The sequence below is a fragment of the Paenibacillus sp. YN15 genome (assembly GCF_003285005.1).
In the GTDB taxonomy this organism is placed as follows: domain Bacteria; phylum Bacillota; class Bacilli; order Paenibacillales; family NBRC-103111; genus Paenibacillus_AR.
Window position 1 is genome coordinate 70508 of the sequence record NZ_QMFA01000013.1, and the last position, 20133, is coordinate 90640.

16 protein-coding genes are annotated in these 20133 nt (G+C 58.1%); 10 read left to right on the forward strand and 6 right to left on the reverse strand.

The window, feature by feature from the left end:
- The first annotated feature begins 59 nt into the window (after positions 1-59).
- The 8 genes from DQG13_RS12655 (at position 60) to adhE (ending at position 9430) form a co-directional block, all read left to right on the forward strand.
- On the forward strand, positions 60-1409 hold the full coding sequence (locus DQG13_RS12655; protein WP_113020130.1) for an acetylornithine deacetylase: 1350 nt from the start codon (positions 60-62) through the stop codon (positions 1407-1409).
- Complete coding sequence (gene tenA / locus DQG13_RS12660) at positions 1406-2077, forward strand: thiaminase II (RefSeq protein WP_113020131.1); 672 nt, start codon at positions 1406-1408, stop codon at positions 2075-2077. The genes DQG13_RS12655 and tenA overlap by 4 nt, the downstream gene beginning before the upstream one ends.
- Positions 2074-3021 carry an ABC transporter ATP-binding protein gene (locus DQG13_RS12665; protein ID WP_113020132.1) on the forward strand — a complete coding sequence of 316 codons (948 nt, stop codon included), beginning with the start codon at positions 2074-2076 and terminating at the stop codon, positions 3019-3021. Before tenA ends, DQG13_RS12665 begins: the two co-directional genes overlap by 4 nt.
- Positions 3018-3773 (forward strand): ABC transporter permease, encoded by a 756-nt coding sequence (locus DQG13_RS12670; RefSeq protein ID WP_113020133.1) that lies wholly within the window; start codon positions 3018-3020, stop codon positions 3771-3773. The genes DQG13_RS12665 and DQG13_RS12670 overlap by 4 nt, the downstream gene beginning before the upstream one ends.
- A gap of 45 nt (positions 3774-3818) precedes the next feature.
- The gene (locus DQG13_RS12675; RefSeq protein ID WP_113020134.1) at positions 3819-4832 is read left to right on the forward strand and encodes an ABC transporter substrate-binding protein; all 1014 of its coding nucleotides are present in this window, start codon (positions 3819-3821) and stop codon (positions 4830-4832) included.
- A 170-nt stretch (positions 4833-5002) separates the two neighbouring features.
- Positions 5003-5632 carry a restriction endonuclease gene (locus DQG13_RS12680; RefSeq protein WP_113020135.1) on the forward strand — a complete coding sequence of 210 codons (630 nt, stop codon included), beginning with the start codon at positions 5003-5005 and terminating at the stop codon, positions 5630-5632.
- Positions 5633-5779: 147 nt separating this feature from the next.
- Complete coding sequence (locus DQG13_RS12685; protein WP_113020136.1) at positions 5780-5935, forward strand: cytochrome c oxidase subunit 2A; 156 nt, start codon at positions 5780-5782, stop codon at positions 5933-5935.
- Positions 5936-6826: 891 nt separating this feature from the next.
- The gene (gene adhE / locus DQG13_RS12690) at positions 6827-9430 is read left to right on the forward strand and encodes a bifunctional acetaldehyde-CoA/alcohol dehydrogenase (RefSeq protein WP_113020137.1); all 2604 of its coding nucleotides are present in this window, start codon (positions 6827-6829) and stop codon (positions 9428-9430) included.
- Between the two features lie 105 nt (positions 9431-9535).
- Here the strand turns inward: adhE and DQG13_RS12695 are convergent, their stop codons facing one another.
- The 6 genes from DQG13_RS12695 to DQG13_RS12720 form a co-directional block, all read right to left on the reverse strand.
- Positions 9536-10285, reverse strand: a complete 750-nt coding sequence (locus DQG13_RS12695) for a stalk domain-containing protein (RefSeq protein WP_113020138.1) — start codon at positions 10283-10285, stop codon at positions 9536-9538.
- Positions 10286-10474: 189 nt separating this feature from the next.
- Positions 10475-11320, reverse strand: a complete 846-nt coding sequence (gene rfbD / locus DQG13_RS12700; protein WP_113020139.1) for a dTDP-4-dehydrorhamnose reductase — start codon at positions 11318-11320, stop codon at positions 10475-10477.
- Positions 11317-12309 carry a dTDP-glucose 4,6-dehydratase gene (rfbB, locus tag DQG13_RS12705; protein ID WP_113020140.1) on the reverse strand — a complete coding sequence of 331 codons (993 nt, stop codon included), beginning with the start codon at positions 12307-12309 and terminating at the stop codon, positions 11317-11319. The genes rfbD and rfbB overlap by 4 nt, the downstream gene beginning before the upstream one ends.
- Entirely contained in the window at positions 12306-12872 is a 567-nt protein-coding gene (gene rfbC / locus DQG13_RS12710; protein ID WP_113020141.1) for a dTDP-4-dehydrorhamnose 3,5-epimerase, read from the reverse strand. The genes rfbB and rfbC overlap by 4 nt, the downstream gene beginning before the upstream one ends.
- A 162-nt stretch (positions 12873-13034) precedes the next feature.
- Positions 13035-13766, reverse strand: coding sequence for a Crp/Fnr family transcriptional regulator (locus DQG13_RS12715; protein WP_113020142.1), 732 nt, complete (start codon positions 13764-13766; stop codon positions 13035-13037).
- A 93-nt stretch (positions 13767-13859) separates the two neighbouring features.
- Complete coding sequence (locus DQG13_RS12720) at positions 13860-14960, reverse strand: YheC/YheD family endospore coat-associated protein (RefSeq protein WP_113020143.1); 1101 nt, start codon at positions 14958-14960, stop codon at positions 13860-13862.
- A gap of 131 nt (positions 14961-15091) precedes the next feature.
- Between DQG13_RS12720 and DQG13_RS12725 the strand changes: the two genes are divergently transcribed.
- The gene (locus DQG13_RS12725) at positions 15092-16237 is read left to right on the forward strand and encodes a glycosyltransferase family 4 protein (protein ID WP_113020204.1); all 1146 of its coding nucleotides are present in this window, start codon (positions 15092-15094) and stop codon (positions 16235-16237) included.
- A gap of 132 nt (positions 16238-16369) precedes the next feature.
- Complete coding sequence (locus DQG13_RS12730; RefSeq protein ID WP_113020144.1) at positions 16370-19930, forward strand: WIAG-tail domain; 3561 nt, start codon at positions 16370-16372, stop codon at positions 19928-19930.
- Positions 19931-20133 lie beyond the last annotated feature (203 nt).

A 20133-nucleotide genomic window follows, 5' to 3' on the forward strand; every position in this document is an offset into this window, starting at 1 on the left:
AAGGTGAGCTCAGAGAGCCGACATCTGGTCGGGCACAGCACGAGGAGCAGGAGGAGCGGATGGCGGCGAAAGCGGCGGCGGACATCGCGGAAGCGGGCGGGCTGTCCTTGCAGGCCAAGCTGGGACGCGCCGTCCGCCGGATCAGGGGGAGCAGGGACGAGCTGTTGGCGATTTTGGAGCGGCTGGTGGGGTTTCCGACAGTCAGTCCTCCCGCCCGCAATACGGCTGAAGCGCAAGCCTTCCTGGCCGAGCAGCTGGAGGCGGCAGGCTTGCGTCTCAGCCGGTGGGAGCTGTATCCCGGCGATCCGGTGGTAGTGGGAATTAAGCCGGGAGCCCGTCCGGCCAGCTGCCGCAGCCTGATCCTGAACGGCCACATGGATGTGGCGGAGGTGGGCCAGCCTGCGGAATGGCGGGGGGACCCTTTTGCCCTCCGGGTGGAAGGAGATTGGGCCGTAGGCCGGGGAACGGCGGATATGAAGGGGGCCTTGGCCGCCGCGCTGCTGGCTATCCGGGTGATAGAAGAGGAAGGCATCGAATTGGGAGGAAACCTCCAATTCCAGAGCGCCGTCGGCGAGGAAGCCGGTGAGGCTGGCACACGATCTATAACCGAGCGCGGGCTGGCCGACGGCTATGATTATGCGGTAGTGATGGATACCAGCAATCTGGCTATCCAGGGCCAGGGCGGTGTCATCACCGGCTGGCTGACGGTGCAGAGCCCCCAGGTGCATCATGACGGGATGCGGGGCAGCATGATCCATGCCGGGGGCGGCGTTTTTGGGGCCAGCGCCATTGAGAAGATGGCGAAGCTTATCGGCAGCCTCCAGGAGCTGGAGCGCCATTGGGCGGTGGTGAAGCAATATCCCGGCTTCCCGCCGGGAGCCGCCACTATCAATCCCGCCGTTATCGAGGGCGGGCGGCATGCCGCTTTTGTGGCGGATACCTGCCGCTTGTGGATCACCGTTCATTTTTATCCAAATGAGGATTACCAGTCGGTGACCCGGGAAATTGAGGAGCATATCCGTTATGCGGCCATGGCTGACCCGTGGCTCCGGGAGCATCCTCCCCGGTTCACGTGGGGCGGGCGCTCCATGATTGAAGACCGGGGGGAAATCTTCCCCTCGCTGGAGCTGGACCGGCATCATCCCGGGCTCCAATGCCTGGCGGTAAGCCATGCGGAGGCGGCGGGGGAGAAGCCTGCTGTGGGCATGAGTCCCACCGTCACCGATGCCGGATGGCTGGCGGGAGCGGGGGTGCCTGCAGCCATCTATGGGCCCGGGCTTCTGTCGGAGGCCCATGGGGTCAACGAAGGGGTGTCCGTGGCGGAGCTGCTCACTTTTGCCGAAAGCCTGCTGCGGTTCATCGCTGTCTGGTGCAACAGCCCCAAAACCGAAGGGAGAGACGAACCATGACAAAGTTTACCGATAGGCTGCATGAGGCGGCTTATACCATCTGGCAGGCCAGCCACAAGCATCCTTTTTTGACGGAGCTGCGGGACGGCACCTTGGCGGCGGAGCGTTTTGCCTTCTATATGAAGCAGGATTACACCTACCTGAAGGAATATGCCAAAGTGTTCGCCTACGGCAGCATCAAGGCCAGGGATCTTACCACCATGGGCATGTTCGCCAAGCTGCTGGACAGCACGCTGAATATGGAGATGGAGCTTCACCGGCAGTATGCGGAGCGGCTGGGCATTCCGCGGCAGGAGCTGGAGGAGACCAAACCCGCTCCCGTAACCTCGGCGTATACCTCCTATCTGCTTACCGCCGCATCGGCCGGCAGTCTGGCGGAGCTGACGGCGGCGCTGCTGCCCTGTACGTGGAGCTATTGCGAGATCGGCGCGGCCATGGCCGCTTATCCCGGGGCCCGCTCCCACCCCTTTTACGGGGAATGGGTGGAGATGTACGCTTCGGCGGAATTCGCCCAATTGAATGAATGGTGCATGGAGCTGATGAACCGGCTGGCCGAAGGGCTTCCGGAAGGGGAGCTGGCTGTGCTGACGGAGCGGTTCGTCACTGCCTCCCGCTTCGAGTATCTGTTCTGGGAGATGGCTTACCGGATGGAGGAATGGCCGGTATGACCGATCCGGATCAGGAAAGGCTGGCCGGCCCCAAAGGCGCTGGAGCGCTCCCGGACCGTAACGCCGCGGCTCTGGAGGTACAGGGGCTGACCTACCGGTTTGACGGTCACAGCCTGTTGTTTGACAATCTTTCCTTCTCGATCCGGAAAGGGGAGTTCGTCTCCCTGCTGGCGCCCAGCGGGGTGGGCAAAACCACCCTGTTCCGGCTCATCGCCGGGCTCCTGGAGCCGGATGCCGGGGAAATCCGGGTGGCCGGAGGGCCCGGGGGGACCGCCGGACGATCTGCCCCCGCTGTTGAAGGGGCGGCGGCGCCGGCCGGCAAATCCGCCGCCGCCGTCTCCGCTGCCAAACCCGGGCGGCTGGGCCTGGCCGGCTACATGCCCCAGCGGGACAGCCTGATGCCCTGGCGCACGGTGCTGGACAATGCGGCGCTGGGGCTGGAGGTAGCCGGCGTGGCCAAGGGCGAGGCCCGGCGGCGGGTGCGGGAGCTTCTGCCCTCCTTCGGCCTGGAGGGCAGCGCCGGCCGCTTGCCCGCCGATCTGTCCGGCGGCATGCGGCAGCGGGTCTCCTTCCTGCGGACGCTGCTGGCCGGCCAGGAGCTGCTGCTCCTGGATGAGCCCTTCAGCGCTCTGGACGCCATGACCCGCTTGGATATGCAGGAATGGCTCCTCCAGGTGTGGGAGGAGCACAAAAAAACCATCCTCTTCATCACCCACGATGTGGATGAGGCGCTGTTTCTCTCCGACCGTGTGCTGGTGGCCTGCGCCACGCCAATCGCTTCTCTGGCGGAGTTCCGGGTGCCCCTCACCCGGCCCCGGAGCAGCGATGCGCTGCTGGACGCCACCCTGCTGCCGGCCAAGGGGGAAATTCTCCGGCTGCTGCGGGAAGGCAGAGCCGGGAAGCAACAGCCGGTTGCGCCGGAGGAAGGGGGCGGGCGCACATGAAGCCTGGTTTTCGCCAATACGGCCCGGCGGCCGCATTTGTGCTTATTCTGGCGGGGGTATGGGAAGCCGCCACGGTCTTCCTGAACATCCCCCATTACATTATTCCCCGGCTGTCCCGGGTGCTGGTATCCGTCTGGGAGACCCGGGAGCTGCTGTGGCGTCACTCCCTGTATACCTTGCAGGAGGCGCTTCTGGGCCTATTGTTGTCAGTTCTGTTCGGTGTGCTGCTGGCCTCCCTGATGGAGAGCTGGCAGCTGGCCAAACGGACTTTGTACTCGCTGGTCATCGCTTCCCAAACCATTCCCATCGTGGCCCTTTCTCCCGTGATGGTCATGTGGTTCGGGTATGAAATCTGGAGCAAGGTGGCGGTGGTCATTCTTTTTACCTTCTTCCCCGTTACCGTAGGCGCCATCGACGGCTTCCGCCAGACCGATCCGGGCACTCTGGAGCTGATGAAAACTATGGGAGCAAGCAAAGGGCAAATTTTCCGCAAGCTGAAAATTCCCTCCGCCCTGCCATCCTTTTTCACAGGCCTCAAGGTAGCCGCTACCTACAGCATTGGAGGGGCTACCATCGGGGAATGGTTGGGGGCCGACTCCGGCTTGGGCATGTACACCAAACGGGCCTCCAGCCAGCTGCGGGCGGAGGCGCTGTTTGCCGGTGTGCTGGTGCTGTCATGCTTGGGCATTGCCATGTTTCTGGCCGCCCGATGGCTGGAGAAGCGGGTTATTCCCTGGCAGCACCGGAAATAACACCCGAGTTTGCAAGAAAACATTTTACCTTAGGAGGCAACAGGCATGTTATTATTCGGAAAAATTTTTGCCCGGCCCGCAAAGCTGCTGGCGCTTGCCCTGAGCATGGCGCTGGCGGCTGCAGGCTGCGGCCAAGCCGCTTCATCCGGCGGTGGCCAGGAGCAGGAGCTGACCGTGCTGCTGGACTGGTATCCCAATGCGGTGCATTCCTTTTTGTTCGCGGCGGAAAAGGAAGGCTATTTCAAGGAAGCGGGCCTTAAGGTGAAGCTGGAAACCCCGGCCGGCACCGATGACGCCGTGAAGCTGCTGGCTGCCGGCAAAGCCGATTTGGCCTTGAGCTACCAGACTGTAATCGCCATTTCCCGCGCAGAGGATATTCCCGTTGTATCCCTTGCCGCCATTGTCCGCCATCCGCTCAATCAGCTGTTTGCCCTGGAGGCCAGCGGCATCAAACGCCCCAAGGATCTGGAGGGCAAGAGCATCGGCTACCCCTCTATTCCGCTGGATGAGGCCATCGTGAACACCATGGTGAAGGCGGACGGAGGCGACCCGTCCAAGGTGAAATACACCGACATCGGCTGGGACCTGATTCCCGCTATGACCACCAAGAAGGTGGATGCCATCATCGGCGGCTACATCAACCACGAAAAGCTGCTGCTGGAAAAGGAAGGCATCAAGCTGAGCACGCTGGACCCTGTTAAATACGGTGTGCCGGATTTTTATGAGCTGGTGCTGGCGGCAAGCGAAGACGGCTTGAAGAAAAACCGCGAGGTATATAAGAAATTCTGGGAGGCTGCAACCAAGGGATATGAATATACGGTGAAAAATCCGGAAGCCTCTCTGAACAACCTGCTGGAGCAGCAGAACAAGGATTTCCCTCTGGACCCGGAGGTGGAGAAGCAGAGTTTGAATATTCTGCTGCCGCTGATGGATGCGGGCAAGGACCCATTCGGCTCCCAAACGGAAGCCTCCTGGCAAAGTATCATCGATTGGCTGAAAAAAGCCGAGCAGCTGAGAAAAACGCCGGCCGCCAAGGATTCCTTCACGAATCTCCAATAAGAGCAAAATTCCCTTTAAGAAGCCGGCAGCTGTTTGCCGGCTTTTTCTCACGCTTTACGGAGGGATAAGACTTAAGTCCGTGAAGAGGCGCCCGCTGTTTGTGCTATAATGGAAGACAGTTTCGGCCATTTTCGGCAACCCCTGCAAAAGAGAAAAGGAGGATGCGGCCCATGCCCCGTCCCGCCAAAAAACGGCAGCTGCCCCTGGAGCTGTCCATTACCTGGACAGCAGGCTGTGTGCTGCTGCTCTTGGCCAATATGACTATCTTCCGACAGCTGAACGCCAGTGTCGGCGACCCGTGGTTCAACTATATGCTGGGCGCGGCAATTCTGCTTCAGAGCCTCTACATCGGCGTCCGCCTCTACCGGCTTCATGGCGAAATTGTCTATGCCAACTCGCAAATCGAGAAGGTTGACGGCCTGGATGATGTGGGATTTGCCGAATACATAAGCGGTTTATGCGCGGACGAAGGCTGGAGCAGCCAATTGGGCAGCTGCGCTGCAGCAGGAGCGGCCCTGTACCTGGAAAAAGCGGATACCCGGCTCCACGTGATCCTGCATACGGCCCGGCGGCGGCTGACCGGCGATTACGTTGCGTCCGCGGCGGGCTCCATGAAGGAATCCCCCCATCCCGCGGGGGAGGCGGAGCTGTGGTGTCTGACCAATACCAGCTTTACAGACCGGGCCCGGCGGGCGGCGGCAGATTATGGGCTGCGCCTGGTGGACAGGAAAGAGCTGATCCGGCGGCTGGCCAAAAGCGGAACAATGCCTTTTTTTCACAACGCCCGCAGGAAAAAATGAGACAAGCTCTCTCGACACGGCCGCAACATGTCCCAGAGCATTTACGCTGCTTTTTCGGGGGAGGGATTTGTGTGATGGACTTCATAGCTGTGAAACGGCCAAGCATGGTTGAATGATGCTTATTTCGCATCCGGGAGGAGGCAGTCCATGACGGATTCCGAACGCAAGCCCGATCAGGCTGCAGACAACAAGCGCAAGGAGGTTTCCACGAAAGGAACCTTCATTTGGGTCATATTGCTGGGAGGTATTTTGGCCCTTACGTGGCTGCTGGTCTTTATTTTGTTTATTTCGCAGAACAGGTAACGGCTTCTTTTGGGCGGCCGGGGTGATCGTTCTTCTTACGGAGAGTTGGCGGCGGTTTGGCTGAATAAGGAGGACACATGATCCGTTATTGTGCGAAAAATCAACGTTTTTTAGATCCCGCGGACAGAGAATCCGTTATTGTGCGAAAAACAGCCGGTTTTAAGGTGTTTTCAGGCCATTAGCGGATCATGTGTCCGCGAAGCCTGCAGAAGAGTAAATGTTGGAGAAATAACGGATCGACAGTCCGGACAGCCGCCCACCCCCGCTAACCGCTGTCGCCCACCCCCGCCACCAGCCCCGTCATCAACCCCGCCACCAGCCTCATCGCCCGCCCCGTCGCCAATCGCTGTTCCGTCACCCCACTGCCGCTACCGCTACCGCAAAGTCCAACCCATCCCCTGAGAAGTCTGTCCGATGAAAGAAAGGAAGCTTTGCCTGAAACAGGCTTCAAAAACCATGAGCTAGTCCATTTTCCAACAATTAGAATTTGCTTGTTCTTCCCAAAATCTTGGCATAAATAAGACATAATTCAGTCGAAAACCCGAACGTTTGGAGCAATAGCGCCAGAATCATAAAGAAATGACCAAGCGTGTCACATTTCGGACAAAGTTTAACGTGAAAATTACGAATGAAAACGCAATCAATTGTCAAAATAAAATCTTTTTAATGTAAGCGTTTGAATGCTCTTTACGAATCAAAAAAGTTTAGCTATAATCAGAATCATCAAAGGGTTGTGAAATTATTCACGTAAAAGTTGTGAAATTATTCACGTAAAATCGTTACAAACTTCACAATAGTTAATTGTTAACTTGATATGGTGCTGTGATAAGTATCATACTAACGTGAGGATTGACATAACCCAGATTACAGCTCTAGGAGGCGGAGATTAACATGGCAGTTAAAGAAACCAAGTTGAAAGAGCAGATGTCGGTTCAAGAGCAAGTGGATCTTCTGGTTTCCCGCGCAAAACAAGCCTATCAGGAGTACATGAAGCTGGATCAGGCGCAAATCGACAAGATCGTTCAGGAAATGGCCCTTGCCGGACTTGACAAGCATATGTACCTGGCTAAGCTGGCCGTTGAAGAAACCGGCCGCGGCGTGTACGAAGACAAGATCACCAAAAACATTTTTGCAACGGAATATATCTACCATAGCATCAAGTACGAAAAAACCGTCGGCGTCATTGAAGAGAACCCGTACGAGAACTTCAAGAAGGTTGCCGAGCCTGTAGGCGTAGTCGCCGGTGTTACTCCGGTAACCAACCCGACTTCGACTGCCATGTTCAAATCCATTATTTCTGCCAAAACCCGCAACCCGATCATCTTTGCCTTCCATCCCTCCGCTCAAAAATGTTCTTCCGCAGCGGCAAAGGTGCTTCTGGATGCGGCAATCGCCAACGGCGCTCCGCAATATGCCATCCAATGGATCGAGAACCCGTCCATTGAAGCTACCAACCTGCTGATGAACCACCCGGGCGTGTCCCTGATCCTGGCTACCGGCGGCCCCGGCATGGTAAAGGCTGCTTACAGCACAGGCAAACCGGCTTTGGGCGTAGGTGCAGGCAACGTACCCGCCTTCATCGAAAAGTCCGCCAACATCCCGCAAGCGGTTAACGATATTATTCTGTCCAAGTCCTTCGACAACGGCATGATCTGCGCATCCGAGCAAGCAGTCATTATCGAAGAGCCGATCTATGAAGTAACCAAGAAGTGCTTCGCCGACCAAGGCTGCTACTTCCTGAACCCGCAAGAAATCGAGCAGCTGACCAAGATGGCCATCAATCTTGAAAAATGCGCCGTTAACCCGGTTATTGTCGGCCAATCCGCTGTGAAGATTGCCGAAATGGCAGGCCTGAAGGTTCCGGCCAACACCAAGATCCTGATCGCTGAAATTAACGGCGTCGGCACCAAGTACCCGCTGTCCGCCGAGAAGCTGTCCCCGATCCTGGCTTGCTACAAGGTGAAGACTGCCGAGCAAGGCATCGAGCGCGCGGCTGAAGTGGTTGCTTTCGGCGGCATGGGCCACAGCTCTGCGATCCATTCCAACGACCAAGATGTCATCACTGCATTCGCCAACCGTCTGCAAACCGGCCGGGTTATCGTCAACTCGCCTTCCACTCACGGCGCTATCGGCGACATTTACAATACCAACCTGCCTTCCTTGACTCTGGGCTGCGGCTCCTACGGCGGAAACTCCACTTCCTCCAACGTAACTGCAGTGAATCTGATCAACGTGAAAAGGGTGGCGTACCGTACCGTGAATATGCAATGGTTTAAAGTACCGCCGAAGATCTACTTCGAAAAGGGTGCAACCCAATACCTGTCCAAAATGCCGGACATTTCCCGCATTGCGATTATTACCGACCCGATGATGGTGAAATTCGGCTACGTCGAGAAGATTGAATACTACCTGCGCAAGCGTCAAACTCCGGTTTACGTAGAAGTGTTCTCCGAGGTTGAGCCTGATCCGTCCGTTGAAACTGTAGAACGCGGCCGGGCCATGATGGAACGCTTCCAGCCGGACTGCATCATCGCCCTGGGCGGCGGCTCCGCAATGGACGCTGCCAAAGCAATGTGGCTGTTCTTCGAATATCCGGATACCGACTTTACTGCCATCAAGCAAAAGTTCATGGATATCCGCAAGCGGATCTACAAGTACCCCCGTCTGGGCAAAAAGGCCAAGTTTGTGGCTATCCCGACTACTTCGGGTACCGGTTCCGAGGTAACCTCCTTCGCGGTTATTACCGACAAGAACGCCGGCAACACCAAGTACCCGCTGGCTGACTACGAGCTGACTCCGGACGTTGCCATCATCGACCCGGAATACGTGCTGACACTGCCGAAGGGTCTCGTCGCCGACACCGGCATGGATGTGCTGACCCACGCCATCGAGGCTTATGTGTCCATTATGGCTAACGATTATACCGACGGTTTGGCCATGAAGGCTATCCAGCTGGTATTTGAAAACATCGAGAAATCCTATGCCGGCGATCCGGTTGCCCGCGAAAGAATGCACAATGCATCCACCATCGCAGGTATGGCCTTCTCCAATGCCTTCCTGGGCATCAACCACAGCTTGGCTCACAAATGGGGCGCTGAATTCCATACGCCGCACGGACGGACCAACGCCATCCTGATGCCGTATGTTATCCGCTACAATGCAACCAAACCGACGAAGTTCGCTTCGTTCCCGAAATATGACCACTTCATCGCTGACCAACGTTATGCGGAAATCGCCCGCGTTCTGGGTCTGCCGGCCAAAACTACGGAAGAAGGCATCAGCAGCTTGATTAAGGCGATCCAAAACCTGAACAAGAAGCTGAACCTGCCTGCTACCTTCCAGGAAGCTGGTATTGATGCCAAGGAATTCGAAGCCAAGGTTGAGTATCTGGCTGACCGCGCCTTCGAAGACCAATGCACCACTGCCAACCCGAGAATGCCGCTGGTAACAGAACTGGCCGAAATCTACCGTCAGGCTTTCTACGGCAAGGAGTAATAACAAGTTCTCTCCAAAAAGAATAGAGCAACAAAAAGCAAAGAGACGGGATTCCCTGTCTCTTTGCTTTTTTGTACGGCGCATGTTCATTCGCGGATTGTTTGGTTAGCGAACCTCAATGTCCAGGGTCAGCTGCTGCTCCTTATTCCCTTCTCCCCAGCCAAGCTCATATCGGATCAAGGCGCTGATAGTGTATTGTCCCGCGGGAAGCCGGTTTATCTTGCCGGTTTCCATCAGAATCTCCTTGAAACTATCCAACCCGGAATTGCTGCCGCTTTTCACATACAGGTAGGTGTTTATGGATGTTGACAAATCCCATACCATAGGCTTGTTTTTCTTTAATGCAACGGGGCGGCCAATGTCATCGAATCCGAAGGGAATGTGGAAGCCTTCCTTGTCTGTTATGTTCGCATGTATGATTCTCGGACCCGATAAGGTGGAATAGCCGATGACTTCGATAGAGCTGCCTTCTCCTATGTATTCCGCTGATCCCCATATGGAAATCGGCTCCGCCTCCGTGTAGAGCTTCTTGGCTGTATGAATCGTAAACAGGATATCGTCATACACCGCGGAAACATGCTCGTCCGCATTCCGGGACAGCTTAATAGTATTTTCAGCCCCGCTGAAGCTCACGCCGATACCTGCAAGCTCGCTGAAATACCGTAGAGGCACATAAGCTTTCTCATTGTAAAGCAGCATGGGCTGACCTTCGGGCAAGGCTAGGGGCTCGCCATCCAGCGTGATGCGGGCGGGGTACAAAACAGCCTGAAGCAATTGTGAAGCAACGGCCGATTGGGACAATAGAGCAATGCTCAACACGATGAAGCCTGCTATAAAGAACCGTTTCATGTTCATTGAAGGACACCTTTCTATGATTATATGGGATTTACATTCCAATTATAGTGTATACCTGCCATATAAATCATCCCTTACAAACAACCGATTTTTTAGGCGGCGGGTGTCCGGACTCGGTCACCTAAACCAAAAGAGGCGATCCCTTGTCATCATGCTGGATGATTTTGGGACAGCCTCTATTGGAGTGAATTATTTGCGCCTGGCGGCCAGATAGTCCTTGAGCCCCTGCCGCCAGGGGGGCAGCGGGGCAAACCCGTTGGCGCGGATGGCCATGGCGTCCAGCACGGAATATCCCGGCCGCGGGGCCGGACGGGGAAATTCTGCCGTGGTGCAGGGGTGAATCTGCGCGGGGAGGCCGGTCTCCTCCATGATGGCCGAGGCAAACTCATACCAGCTGCAGGACCCGGCGTTGGCCGCATGATACAGGCCGTAATGCTCCGTTTGGATCAGCTCCGCCAAAAAACGCGCCAGATCGGCCGTATGGGTGGGACAGCCCAACTGGTCATGGACCACGTCGATATGCTCCCGCTCCGCCGCCAGCTTCAGCATCGTCTCCACAAAGTTTTGGCCGCCCGGGCCGTAAAGCCATGCGGTGCGGACAATAAACCAGCGGCTGGACAGGCTGGCCGCCAGCTGCTCTCCTGCCAGCTTGGTCCGGCCGTATATGGTCCGCGGATTGGGCGGGTCAAACTCCCGGTACGGCGTGGAGGCGGTGCCGTCGAAGACATAATCCGTGCTGATGACGCAGCACTTGGCGCCTACCAGCTCGGCGGCCGCGGCCACATTGCGGGTTCCCGCCGCATTGACCCGGTACGCCTCGTCGGGCTCCGCCTCCGCCCGGTCCACGGCGGTATACGCTGCCCCATGGATCACCGCATCGGGCCGGTGCTGCAGAAAGTGCTCCCGGCATTGCTCCCAGCTGGTGATATCCATCACATCCCGGCCTGTCGGGATCACCTCTATTCCCATTGCGGTCAGAAGCTCCACCAACGAACGCCCCAACTGGCCGTTGGCGCCGGTAATCAGAACCTTCACTTGGCATCGCCACCCGTATGCCGGCGGCGGATATTCTCCAGCCACTCCCCATGCTCCAGATACCACCTGATGGTCATGGCGATTCCTTCATCAAAGGCGTAGGACGGCTTCCAGCCCAGCTCCCGGTTGATTTTGGCAGCGTCGATGGCGTAGCGCCGGTCATGTCCCAGCCGGTCCGGAACATAACGGATCAGGCTCTCAGGCTTGCCCAGCATCCGCAGAACCGTCCGGACAATATGGATGTTCCGGTGCTCATTGCTGCCGCCGATATTGTAAGCCTCCCCTGCGGCTCCCCGCTCCAGCACCAGATCCACCGCGGCGCAATGATCCTCCACATGGAGCCAATCCCGGATATTCAGGCCATCGCCGTAAACGGGCACCGGCTCATCCCGGAGCGCATTGGAAATCATAAGCGGGATCAGTTTTTCGGGAAATTGGTACGGTCCGTAGTTGTTGGAGCAGCGGGTGATGGAGGCGTTAAGCCCGAAGGTTTCGCAATAGGCGCGGACCAGCAGATCAGCCCCCGCTTTGCTGGCGGAATAAGGGCTGTTGGGAGCAAGGGGGGTCTCTTCGGTGAAGAAGCCCTCTGGCCCCAGCGAGCCGTATACCTCATCGGTGGACACCTGGACAAACCGCTTGACGCCGGTTTGGCGGGCGGCCTCCAGCAGGGTTTGGGTGCCGGCCACATTGGTCCGGATGAAAATCCCCGGGTCCGCAATGCTCCGGTCCACATGGGACTCTGCGGCAAAGTTCACCACCGCATCGAAGTGTTCTTTTGCGAACAGCTCCATGATAAAGGGGTAATCAGCGATGTCTCCCCGGACAAAGGAGTAGCGCGGATCAGTCTCCAGCTCCCGGACATTGTCGGGATTGCCTGCATAGGTCAGGGCATCCAGATTGACTACCTTGCTCTCCGGATGCGTCTTCAGTCTGTACCGGATATAATTGCTGCCGATAAATCCCGCTCCGCCGGTAACCAGAATCTTCATGGCTCACACTCCTTCCACACAAAATCGATTTCCGCCGCCAGAAGCGGGGGATGTTTGCCGTCCTTATCCGACAGCACCGGCTCCGTCACGGGCCAGTCAATGGACAGCGCAGGATCATTCCACAGGATACCCCTGTCATGCTTGGGGGAATAATATTCATCTACCTTATACAGGACCTCCGTATCCGGCACCAGGGTGCAGAAGCCGTGGGCAAAGCCCTTGGGCACCAGCAGCTGCCTGGCGTTGGCGGCGGTCAGGATAAAGCCGTACCACTTGCCGAAGGTTGGCGATCCGCAGCGGATATCCACGATGACATCGTAGACAGCCCCGGCTACTGCCCGGACCAGCTTGGTTTGGGCCGCGGGGCCCAATTGATAGTGGAGCCCGCGGATGGTGCCGGCTTCTTTTGACACAGAATGATTGTCCTGCTTCCATTCCGCACAGATACCAAGCTCCCGCCACCGCTCCTGGTGAAAGGTTTCTGCAAAAGAGCCGCGGGAGTCCTTGCGGAGCACAGGCTCAACCAACATAAAGCCGACGGGGGATTGAGTAAGGATTCGCATGCCGCCACCTCGTCCGATGGATTATTTACACCTGTATTCACCATATGTACCTGGGCTCCTTCTGTTGTGGACGCCAGACCCGCAAACGAAAAAAACCGGAGTGCTCAGGGCGCATCCGGTGCGTGATGAAGAAGGGGCAAGCTCTAGTGGGAAAAACAATCCCTAAATCCGGCAAATTTCCGGAGGGCAATTGGGGCAATTGACAATACTCTTCAGGTACAGCAGGTCATGGATGACAATCTGGCCCTGCTCATAGCTGATGACGCCTTCTTCCTTATAGGTGCTGAGAAGCCGGTTGACGCTTTCGCGGGTGGTGCCGATCATGTTGGCCAGATCGGTGTTGGTCAGCTTGATGGCCAGCTTGATGCTGCCGTCCTCGTTTTTTTCGCCGCAGGTATTGGTCAGCCGGATCAGGGTGGAGGCAAGAGCGCCGGTTTTGCCGAAAAGCATCAAATCCCGGAATTTGGACTGGGTGGTGCGTTGCATGAGTCCCATCCACTTCATGAATTCGACCGCAAAGTCGCCGTGCTGGTAGATCAGAATCTCCAGGTCCTTCTGCTGGACAACGCCGATGACGCTGTCCTTGATGGCTTCGCCGTTATAGCCGTAATGCATATCTCCGTAGCCGCCGAATTCGCCAAAAAAATCTCCCTTTTGAAGGATGTTAAGGATCAGTTCCTTGCCGTCTTCAGTGGATTTGGTGATTTTCACCTGGCCCTTTCGGATGTAAAACAGCTTCTCCGCCTTGTCGCCTTCCCAAAAGACATGGGAGCCTTCGGGCGCATTCTGGGGATACATAATATTCTCCAGCCGGGACACATTCTCCGGGGAGAGAAAATGCCCGATTTGATAGCTGCTTGGAGTGAATTCCGGACGGGTATCCAATGAGCTCATAGATCTGTCCTCCTTCCAGATAAATTTTTGGCGATAGTGATTTTTTTCATATCTTTATTGTACACGAAAACTTTTTGCCTTCCAATGAATTTATTATGGCGTTTTATTTTCGCCTCGCAAAAACCGGGCATACCCCATCGGATTGCGGTAAACCGCCTTCCATACCTCGTGCATCCCCGCTTCGCCAAAGCTGTAGCGCTGATCTCTTCCATTGGCCTCGATAAAAATCAGATGGCCGTCCTCCATAATGCCCATGTCCAGACCCAAATCCGCCAGACCAACCAGCCGGACGTCCAAAAATTCGGCAATTTGCACGGATAATTGGCTGATCCGCTCCTGGATTTCCGCTCCGTTCCAGCCGGGATGTTCGGCAAAAATCTCATCCATCGTCGCCACTTTCCCGCCTTGGGCCACATTGGTCAAAAAAGCGCCGGTGCGGGCAACCTTGGCTACCATTCCGGTGGTCTGCCACAGGCCGGCTTCGTTTTTCTGCACGGAGACACGGATATCGAAGGGGCGACCCTGGAATTTGGCTAGCGGCAAAAAATATTGCACCAGATAATTGCGCTTCCTGAGCCTCCGAACCAGCTCGGCCGGCATCCGGGTGGTGAAATAAAGAGTGCGCCATGCCCCTGTTTTGGCGGAGCGGTACTTCCAGCGCCACTTTCCCTGCTCTGTCAGGCTAAGCAGCATAATGCCTTGTCCCACGCTGCCATTGGACGGCTTCACAATCAGGGCGGGATATTCCCGCATCAACCGCTGCAGCATCTCTGGCCGGGCCCGCTCCGTCAGGGGCAAATGCGGGCGGATAGCCGGGTTCTGCTCCAGAAGCCGGTGCAGCATCAGCTTGTCGTAGCGGGTATGCAAATTAAAGATTTCCGTTCCTCCCCTGGACAGCGCCTCCAACCGGCCATTGGAGCGGGAATCCAAATGAATGGCGCGGTTATGAATCACGGTGGGTGTTTCCACCAGCGTCCTGGCATACCGCCCTCCCTTGCGCACCAGCGCAGGCACGGGGCGGTTCGGGCGTCCGGGCGTTAAGCCCGACAGCTTCAGGTAACACAGCGTGAGACCATGCGCTGCAGCAGCTTCCTCATAGAAGGATATCTGCTCATGGCCGGTGCTTTTTCCCCGGCTTAAGCGGTCATATACGGGTGCATTCAACAGAATGCCGACATACCGGTTATGCGTCATGATTCTCCCTCCTCCCCATCAGAATATGACTTCCGGGCGAATCTGCATGGATGTTTGTCTAAGCGGCCTTTCATTTTGTGCATAAACTTGTAAGGAGAAAGAATCGCTTGAAGGGGGTGGCGAACGTGTCGATGAAACCGAAGATAGCTTTGGTTTCCCCAGGTTCCTTCATTATTCCCTCCGGCGTCAGCAGCTCGGTGGAGCAGGTAATGGAGGAGCTGGCCAACCGCATCGGACTGTCTACGGATTGCACTGTATACGGCATCCGGGCACCGGGAGTACCGGGACGGGAGATTCGGGGACCTGTCCGTTATCTCCGCCCGTCGGGCAGGAAGAATTATTTGTCCGCGGTCATCAAGAGCCTAAGGAGGGAAAGCTACGACCTCATCCAGGTAGACAACCGGCCGAGAATGGCCAGGGCGGTGAAAAAGGCGCTGCCCGGGAAGCGGGTTTGGCTGGCGCTGCATTCCCTGACCTTCGTATCCCGGCGGCATATCGGCAGACAGGAGCTGGCCGACTGCTTCCGCCATGTGGAGCGGATTTTGGTGAACAGCCGGTATTTGGAGGAGGAGATTGCCCGTCTTGTGCCCGAAGCGGCGTTGAAATTGCAGGTGCTGTATCCCGGTGTGAATACCGGCCTTTTTTTGCCCAGATGGGATGGGGAAGGGGCGCGCCTGCGGGAGGAAAAGCTGCGGGTGATGGGGTATGGCGGCAAGAGAATCATCCTGTACGCAGGAAGGCTCCGCGAGATCAAGGGTGTCCACCACTTGTTGGAGGCGATGCCCCGGCTGGCCGCGCAGTTCCCGGATGCGGTGCTGCTGGTGGTGGGCGGCGCTTTCTACGGCTCGGGAAGGACCACCGGCTATGTGCGGAAGCTTCACCGCATGGCCCGGTCTTTGCCCAGAAATGTCCGCTTCGTGCCTTACGTTCCCCATGAGCGGATGCCGGAATGGTTCCGGCTGGCGGATGTGGCGGTGGTGCCCTCTCCCCGAAGAGAGGCCTTCGGGCTGGTCAACGTGGAGGCGATGGCCTCCGGCGTGCCGGTGGTGGCAGCGGATTCAGGCGGCATGCGGGAAATTATTCTCCACGGGGAAACCGGCTATCTGGTTCCTGTCGAATCCTTAAGCGAGGGGATTGCCGATGCGGTGGGGCGGCTTTTGGCCGATCAAGGGTTGGCCAGGCGGATGGGGGAACGGGCTGCCGTGCGTGTGCGGGAGCAGTTTACCTGGGAGGGAACGGCGGCCCTCTGGCTGGCGCTGGCCGGCTTCCGTTTGTAGGAGGAGGGTCCATTCATGGGGAGGCGCCCATTTCCCAAGTTCCAGGAACCTGCGTCTGGGTGTTTGGCATATGTTGCAGATGACCAGTTCTGTAACCATTCGCCCATAGCAAAAATGGAAGGGAAGAGCCCCATGAAACGTAAAAGACTGTCAACGGACAGGAAACGCAAGGGTACGGGGAAAGGCATGATTGTCAACGCCCGCCAGTCTGAGCTGCGGTGGCTGGATGAACAGCCTGCAGAAACCGGGAAAACCAGGGACAGGCGGAAGCAGCCGGAGCGGGCTCCCGGAAAAGACGCGGCGGCACCATCTGCGCCGGCGTCACGGGTTGTGCCGGAAGCCGCGAAGCCAACCGCTCCTGCAGAAGCCGCGCCCATTGCATCAATCGCGTCAACTGCGCCAACCTTGCCCAATGCATCGGATGAGTTAATCGTGTCCAATGCATTAGCCGCATCAAAAGCGTCAACTGCGCCAAAGGCATCAACCGTGTCGAATGCGCCAATTGCGTCAAAAGCATCAACTGCGTCAAGTACGGCCCCGCCCGCAGTCCCTGCGGCAACGGTAAAGGCTGCGGCTTCCCGGAAGCAGCCGGCTAAACCTCCGGCTCCGCCTGCGCAAGCTCCCGAGGCCAAGGAAGCCGCGACCATTCCCAAGGCTGCTGCTCCCGAACCTCCCGCGGAAGCCGCGCCTGCGCCCGAACCAACCGCAAGCAAACTTCTGGAGCGCAAGGAGGAACTGCTCCACGCTCCGGTCATTTATACCGATGACATAACCGATCAGGCCGTAACCGGAAGCAAGCTGGCGGATGGCGCTGTGACTTCAGATAAAATTGTTCCGGGTTCGGTCCGGACCCGGGAGCTGGCGGATTATGCCGTAACGGAAGGCAAGCTTGCCAACGGGGCGGTTACCTCCGGCAAGCTGGCAGATGAATCCGTTGGCGCGGACCATCTCCGTGATGGGGCCGTAACGGCGAACAAAATCGCATTATACAGCATTGCAGCAGACAAACTGGTGGACAGCTGCATCACCCGGGATAAGCTGGCGGATAAAATCATCGGCCGCATGCAGGTGGAGGACGGGGCAATCGAGGGCAAGCATCTGGCCGAAGGCATCATCGGCCCGGAGCATCTGCGCAGCCGGTCCATCGGGCCGGATCACATGGCGGTGGCCTCCATCGGCGCCAGCCTGCTGATGAACGGGGCGGTTAACTCCGCCAAGCTGGGGGATGGCTCCGTATTGGAGGAGAAGCTGGCAGATGGGGCTGTCACGTCGGAGAAGCTGCGCACCGGGAGCGTGGAAGCCCGCCACCTCAAGACGGAGTCCGTGCAGAGCGGCCATTTGCAGCCGTCCTCCGTTACTTCCCGCCATTTGGTGGATGGGGCGGTAACTGAAAGCAAGATCAGCAAGGGCGAGGTGGGCCCGCTTCAACTGCGCAAAGGCGCCGTAGGGCAGGAGCATCTGGACGATCAATCGGTCTCCACCCGCGCCCTGCAGAAGGAGGCGGTCACCGGCGAGAAGCTGGCTGCCGAGGCGGTCCAGGGGGGGCATATTGCCGCGGATGAAATCCGCACCGCCCATTTGCAGGCCGGATCGGTGACGGCGGAGAAGCTGGCGGAGGGCAGTGTGGGCAGCTCCGCTCTGGCAAAAGGCTCGGTGACGGCAGAGAAGCTGGCGGCGGGTTCCGTAGGCGCCGAGCAAATTCAGGCCGGCTCCGTAGGCGAGCAGGCGCTGGCGGCCAACTCCGTAGCCGGCAACAAGCTGGCCAAGGGCAGCGTGACGGAAGAAAAGCTTGCCATGGATATTATCGGCAGCGACCATCTGAAGCAGGAAACGGTAAGGGGCTACCATATCACCAAAGGCGCCGTACATGGCTACCACCTGGAGCAGGAGGCGGTTACCAGCGAAAAGCTGGCCGACGAATCCGTATACGGCGCCAAGCTCCGCGCATCCTCCGTCACCTCCCGGCATTTGGCGGATGGGGCGGTAGGCTTCCGCCATCTGGCCGGTTCCTCCGTAGGCGGGAAGCATGTGATCCCGGGCAGCCTGCAGGGCTCGCATTTGGCCGACGGCGGCATAGGCTCCAACCAGATTGCTCCGGAATCCATCGGGGAAGCCCATCTGCATAACCGATCCGTGACCACCGACAAGCTGGCCTCCGGAGCAGTTACCGGCGAGAAGCTGGCTGTGGAGGCTGTGGCCAGCAAGCACATGAAGCCCGGTTCGGTCCACGGCTTCCATCTTCAATCCGGCTCCATCGGAGCCTCCCATCTGGAGAATGGGCTTCTCAAGCAGGAGCATTTCGGAACGGGATGCATTGACGCTTCCATTCTGGCTCCTTCCAGTGTCCAAGGGCTTCATCTGGCGGATGGGGCCGTCACCGGGGCGAAGCTGGCAAACGGAACGGTCACCGGCAGCCATGTGGCCGAAGGCGCCATCGCCAGCAGTCATCTGGCCGAGGGTTCAGTCAGCGGCAGTCACGTGCAGGACGGCTCCATCATGTCCCGGCATCTTATGCCGGGCAGTGTGGGCGGCGAGCATCTGAAGCCTGCCAGCATCACCACGGCCCATTTGGGGGATATTCAACTGGCTGCCGCCGCCATCATTGATCTTGTGGCCGGTACGGAGCAATTGGGCGACAATTGTGTGACGGCGGAAAAGCTGGCTTTGGATGCGGTCCACGGCGGCCATATCCAGGCCAATGCCATCCGGCCGGAGCATATCGGCCCTCAAGCCGTCTGGGGCGGGCATTTGCAGGACGGAGCGGTGAATGCGGCGAAGCTGGCGGCGGGAGCCGTTGGCGGCGTTCATCTGGCCGACGGCGCTGTGGCTGAGCGGCATCTGTTGCCCGGAATCGTCGCAGGCCGGCATATTCAGCCGGGCAGCATTGCCACCGCCCATCTGGGCGCGGTAGAGCTGGACGCGGCAAACATCGTCAATCTCCAGGTGGGCGCCGATCATTTGGGCAATGAATGCGTCACCTCGGAAAAGCTGGCCCTGGCCTCCGTCCGCAGCGAGCACATCGACAACGACGCCATCTATGGGGAGCATATCAGCTCCCATGCCGTGCAGGAGGAGCATTTGCAGGACGGCTCCATCACGTCGGCGAAGCTGTCGGAGGGGGCTGTGCGGGGAGTGCACCTGGCCGAGGAAAACATCGGCAGCCGGCATCTGCGGGACGGGATTATCGGGATGAGGCATTTGTCCGAGGAGATTTCGGGCATGCTGAAGCAGGCCCATGCTTTTGTGGAAGAGGCAAGCGCAGCCGCCCAATCGGCAGCCTCACAAATTGCGGAGGAAGCAATCGGCGGCGCCAAGCCGGCGGACGGAGCAGTCGATGGAACCAACCTGGCGGACGGAATAACGGATGGCAGCAAGCTGGTCAAAGGCGCGGTGGAGGAGGAGCATCTTTCACCTTCTCTCCGGCAGAAGCTGCAGCAGCTGTCGGAAGGGCCGCAATGCGGCGTGGCTGCCTTCCAGTGTCCGGCGCTGCAGGAGACCTGCCAGCTGGAGATCATCCTGGACCGGCCATATCCGGCCAACGGCTATGTGCTGGTGGCGATGACCAGCCATCCGGCCTGTTATGCCGTTCTGAAGGAGCTTCATCCGGACAGGGCGGTCATCGAGCTGGTCCGTACCCAAATGAGCGGCGATATCTCAGGCGCAGTCAGTTGGATCGCCACTGCTATGAATTGAGGCTGCCCACGCGGAAATCAGGCGGGGCTGTCCCCCAAGCGGAGCTTTATCCGCCCGGGGACAGTCCCTTTTTTCTTTTTAACGGCGGACAGGGCTCCTGTCCCGCTCCTATCCCGCTTCTGTCCATGCCCGCCTGCGCCCGCAGTGTGCAAGCGCCGTTACACTCTTTTCACGGTTACATACTATAGGATGAAACCAAGGAC

Coding starts and splice junctions, on each gene's coding strand:
- DQG13_RS12695 (WP_113020138.1), bottom strand. CDS start 10,285: ATGAACATGAAACGGTTCTTTATAGCAGGCTTCATCGTGTTGAGCATT.
- tenA (WP_113020131.1), top strand. CDS start 1,406: ATGACAAAGTTTACCGATAGGCTGCATGAGGCGGCTTATACCATCTGG.
- DQG13_RS12655 (WP_113020130.1), top strand. CDS start 60: ATGGCGGCGAAAGCGGCGGCGGACATCGCGGAAGCGGGCGGGCTGTCC.
- DQG13_RS12675 (WP_113020134.1), top strand. CDS start 3,819: ATGTTATTATTCGGAAAAATTTTTGCCCGGCCCGCAAAGCTGCTGGCG.
- DQG13_RS12730 (WP_113020144.1), top strand. CDS start 16,370: ATGAAACGTAAAAGACTGTCAACGGACAGGAAACGCAAGGGTACGGGG.
- DQG13_RS12670 (WP_113020133.1), top strand. CDS start 3,018: ATGAAGCCTGGTTTTCGCCAATACGGCCCGGCGGCCGCATTTGTGCTT.
- DQG13_RS12720 (WP_113020143.1), bottom strand. CDS start 14,960: ATGACGCATAACCGGTATGTCGGCATTCTGTTGAATGCACCCGTATAT.
- DQG13_RS12725 (WP_113020204.1), top strand. CDS start 15,092: ATGAAACCGAAGATAGCTTTGGTTTCCCCAGGTTCCTTCATTATTCCC.
- DQG13_RS12715 (WP_113020142.1), bottom strand. CDS start 13,766: ATGAGCTCATTGGATACCCGTCCGGAATTCACTCCAAGCAGCTATCAA.
- DQG13_RS12680 (WP_113020135.1), top strand. CDS start 5,003: ATGCCCCGTCCCGCCAAAAAACGGCAGCTGCCCCTGGAGCTGTCCATT.
- rfbB (WP_113020140.1), bottom strand. CDS start 12,309: ATGAAGATTCTGGTTACCGGCGGAGCGGGATTTATCGGCAGCAATTAT.
- DQG13_RS12665 (WP_113020132.1), top strand. CDS start 2,074: ATGACCGATCCGGATCAGGAAAGGCTGGCCGGCCCCAAAGGCGCTGGA.
- adhE (WP_113020137.1), top strand. CDS start 6,827: ATGGCAGTTAAAGAAACCAAGTTGAAAGAGCAGATGTCGGTTCAAGAG.
- rfbC (WP_113020141.1), bottom strand. CDS start 12,872: ATGCGAATCCTTACTCAATCCCCCGTCGGCTTTATGTTGGTTGAGCCT.
- DQG13_RS12685 (WP_113020136.1), top strand. CDS start 5,780: ATGACGGATTCCGAACGCAAGCCCGATCAGGCTGCAGACAACAAGCGC.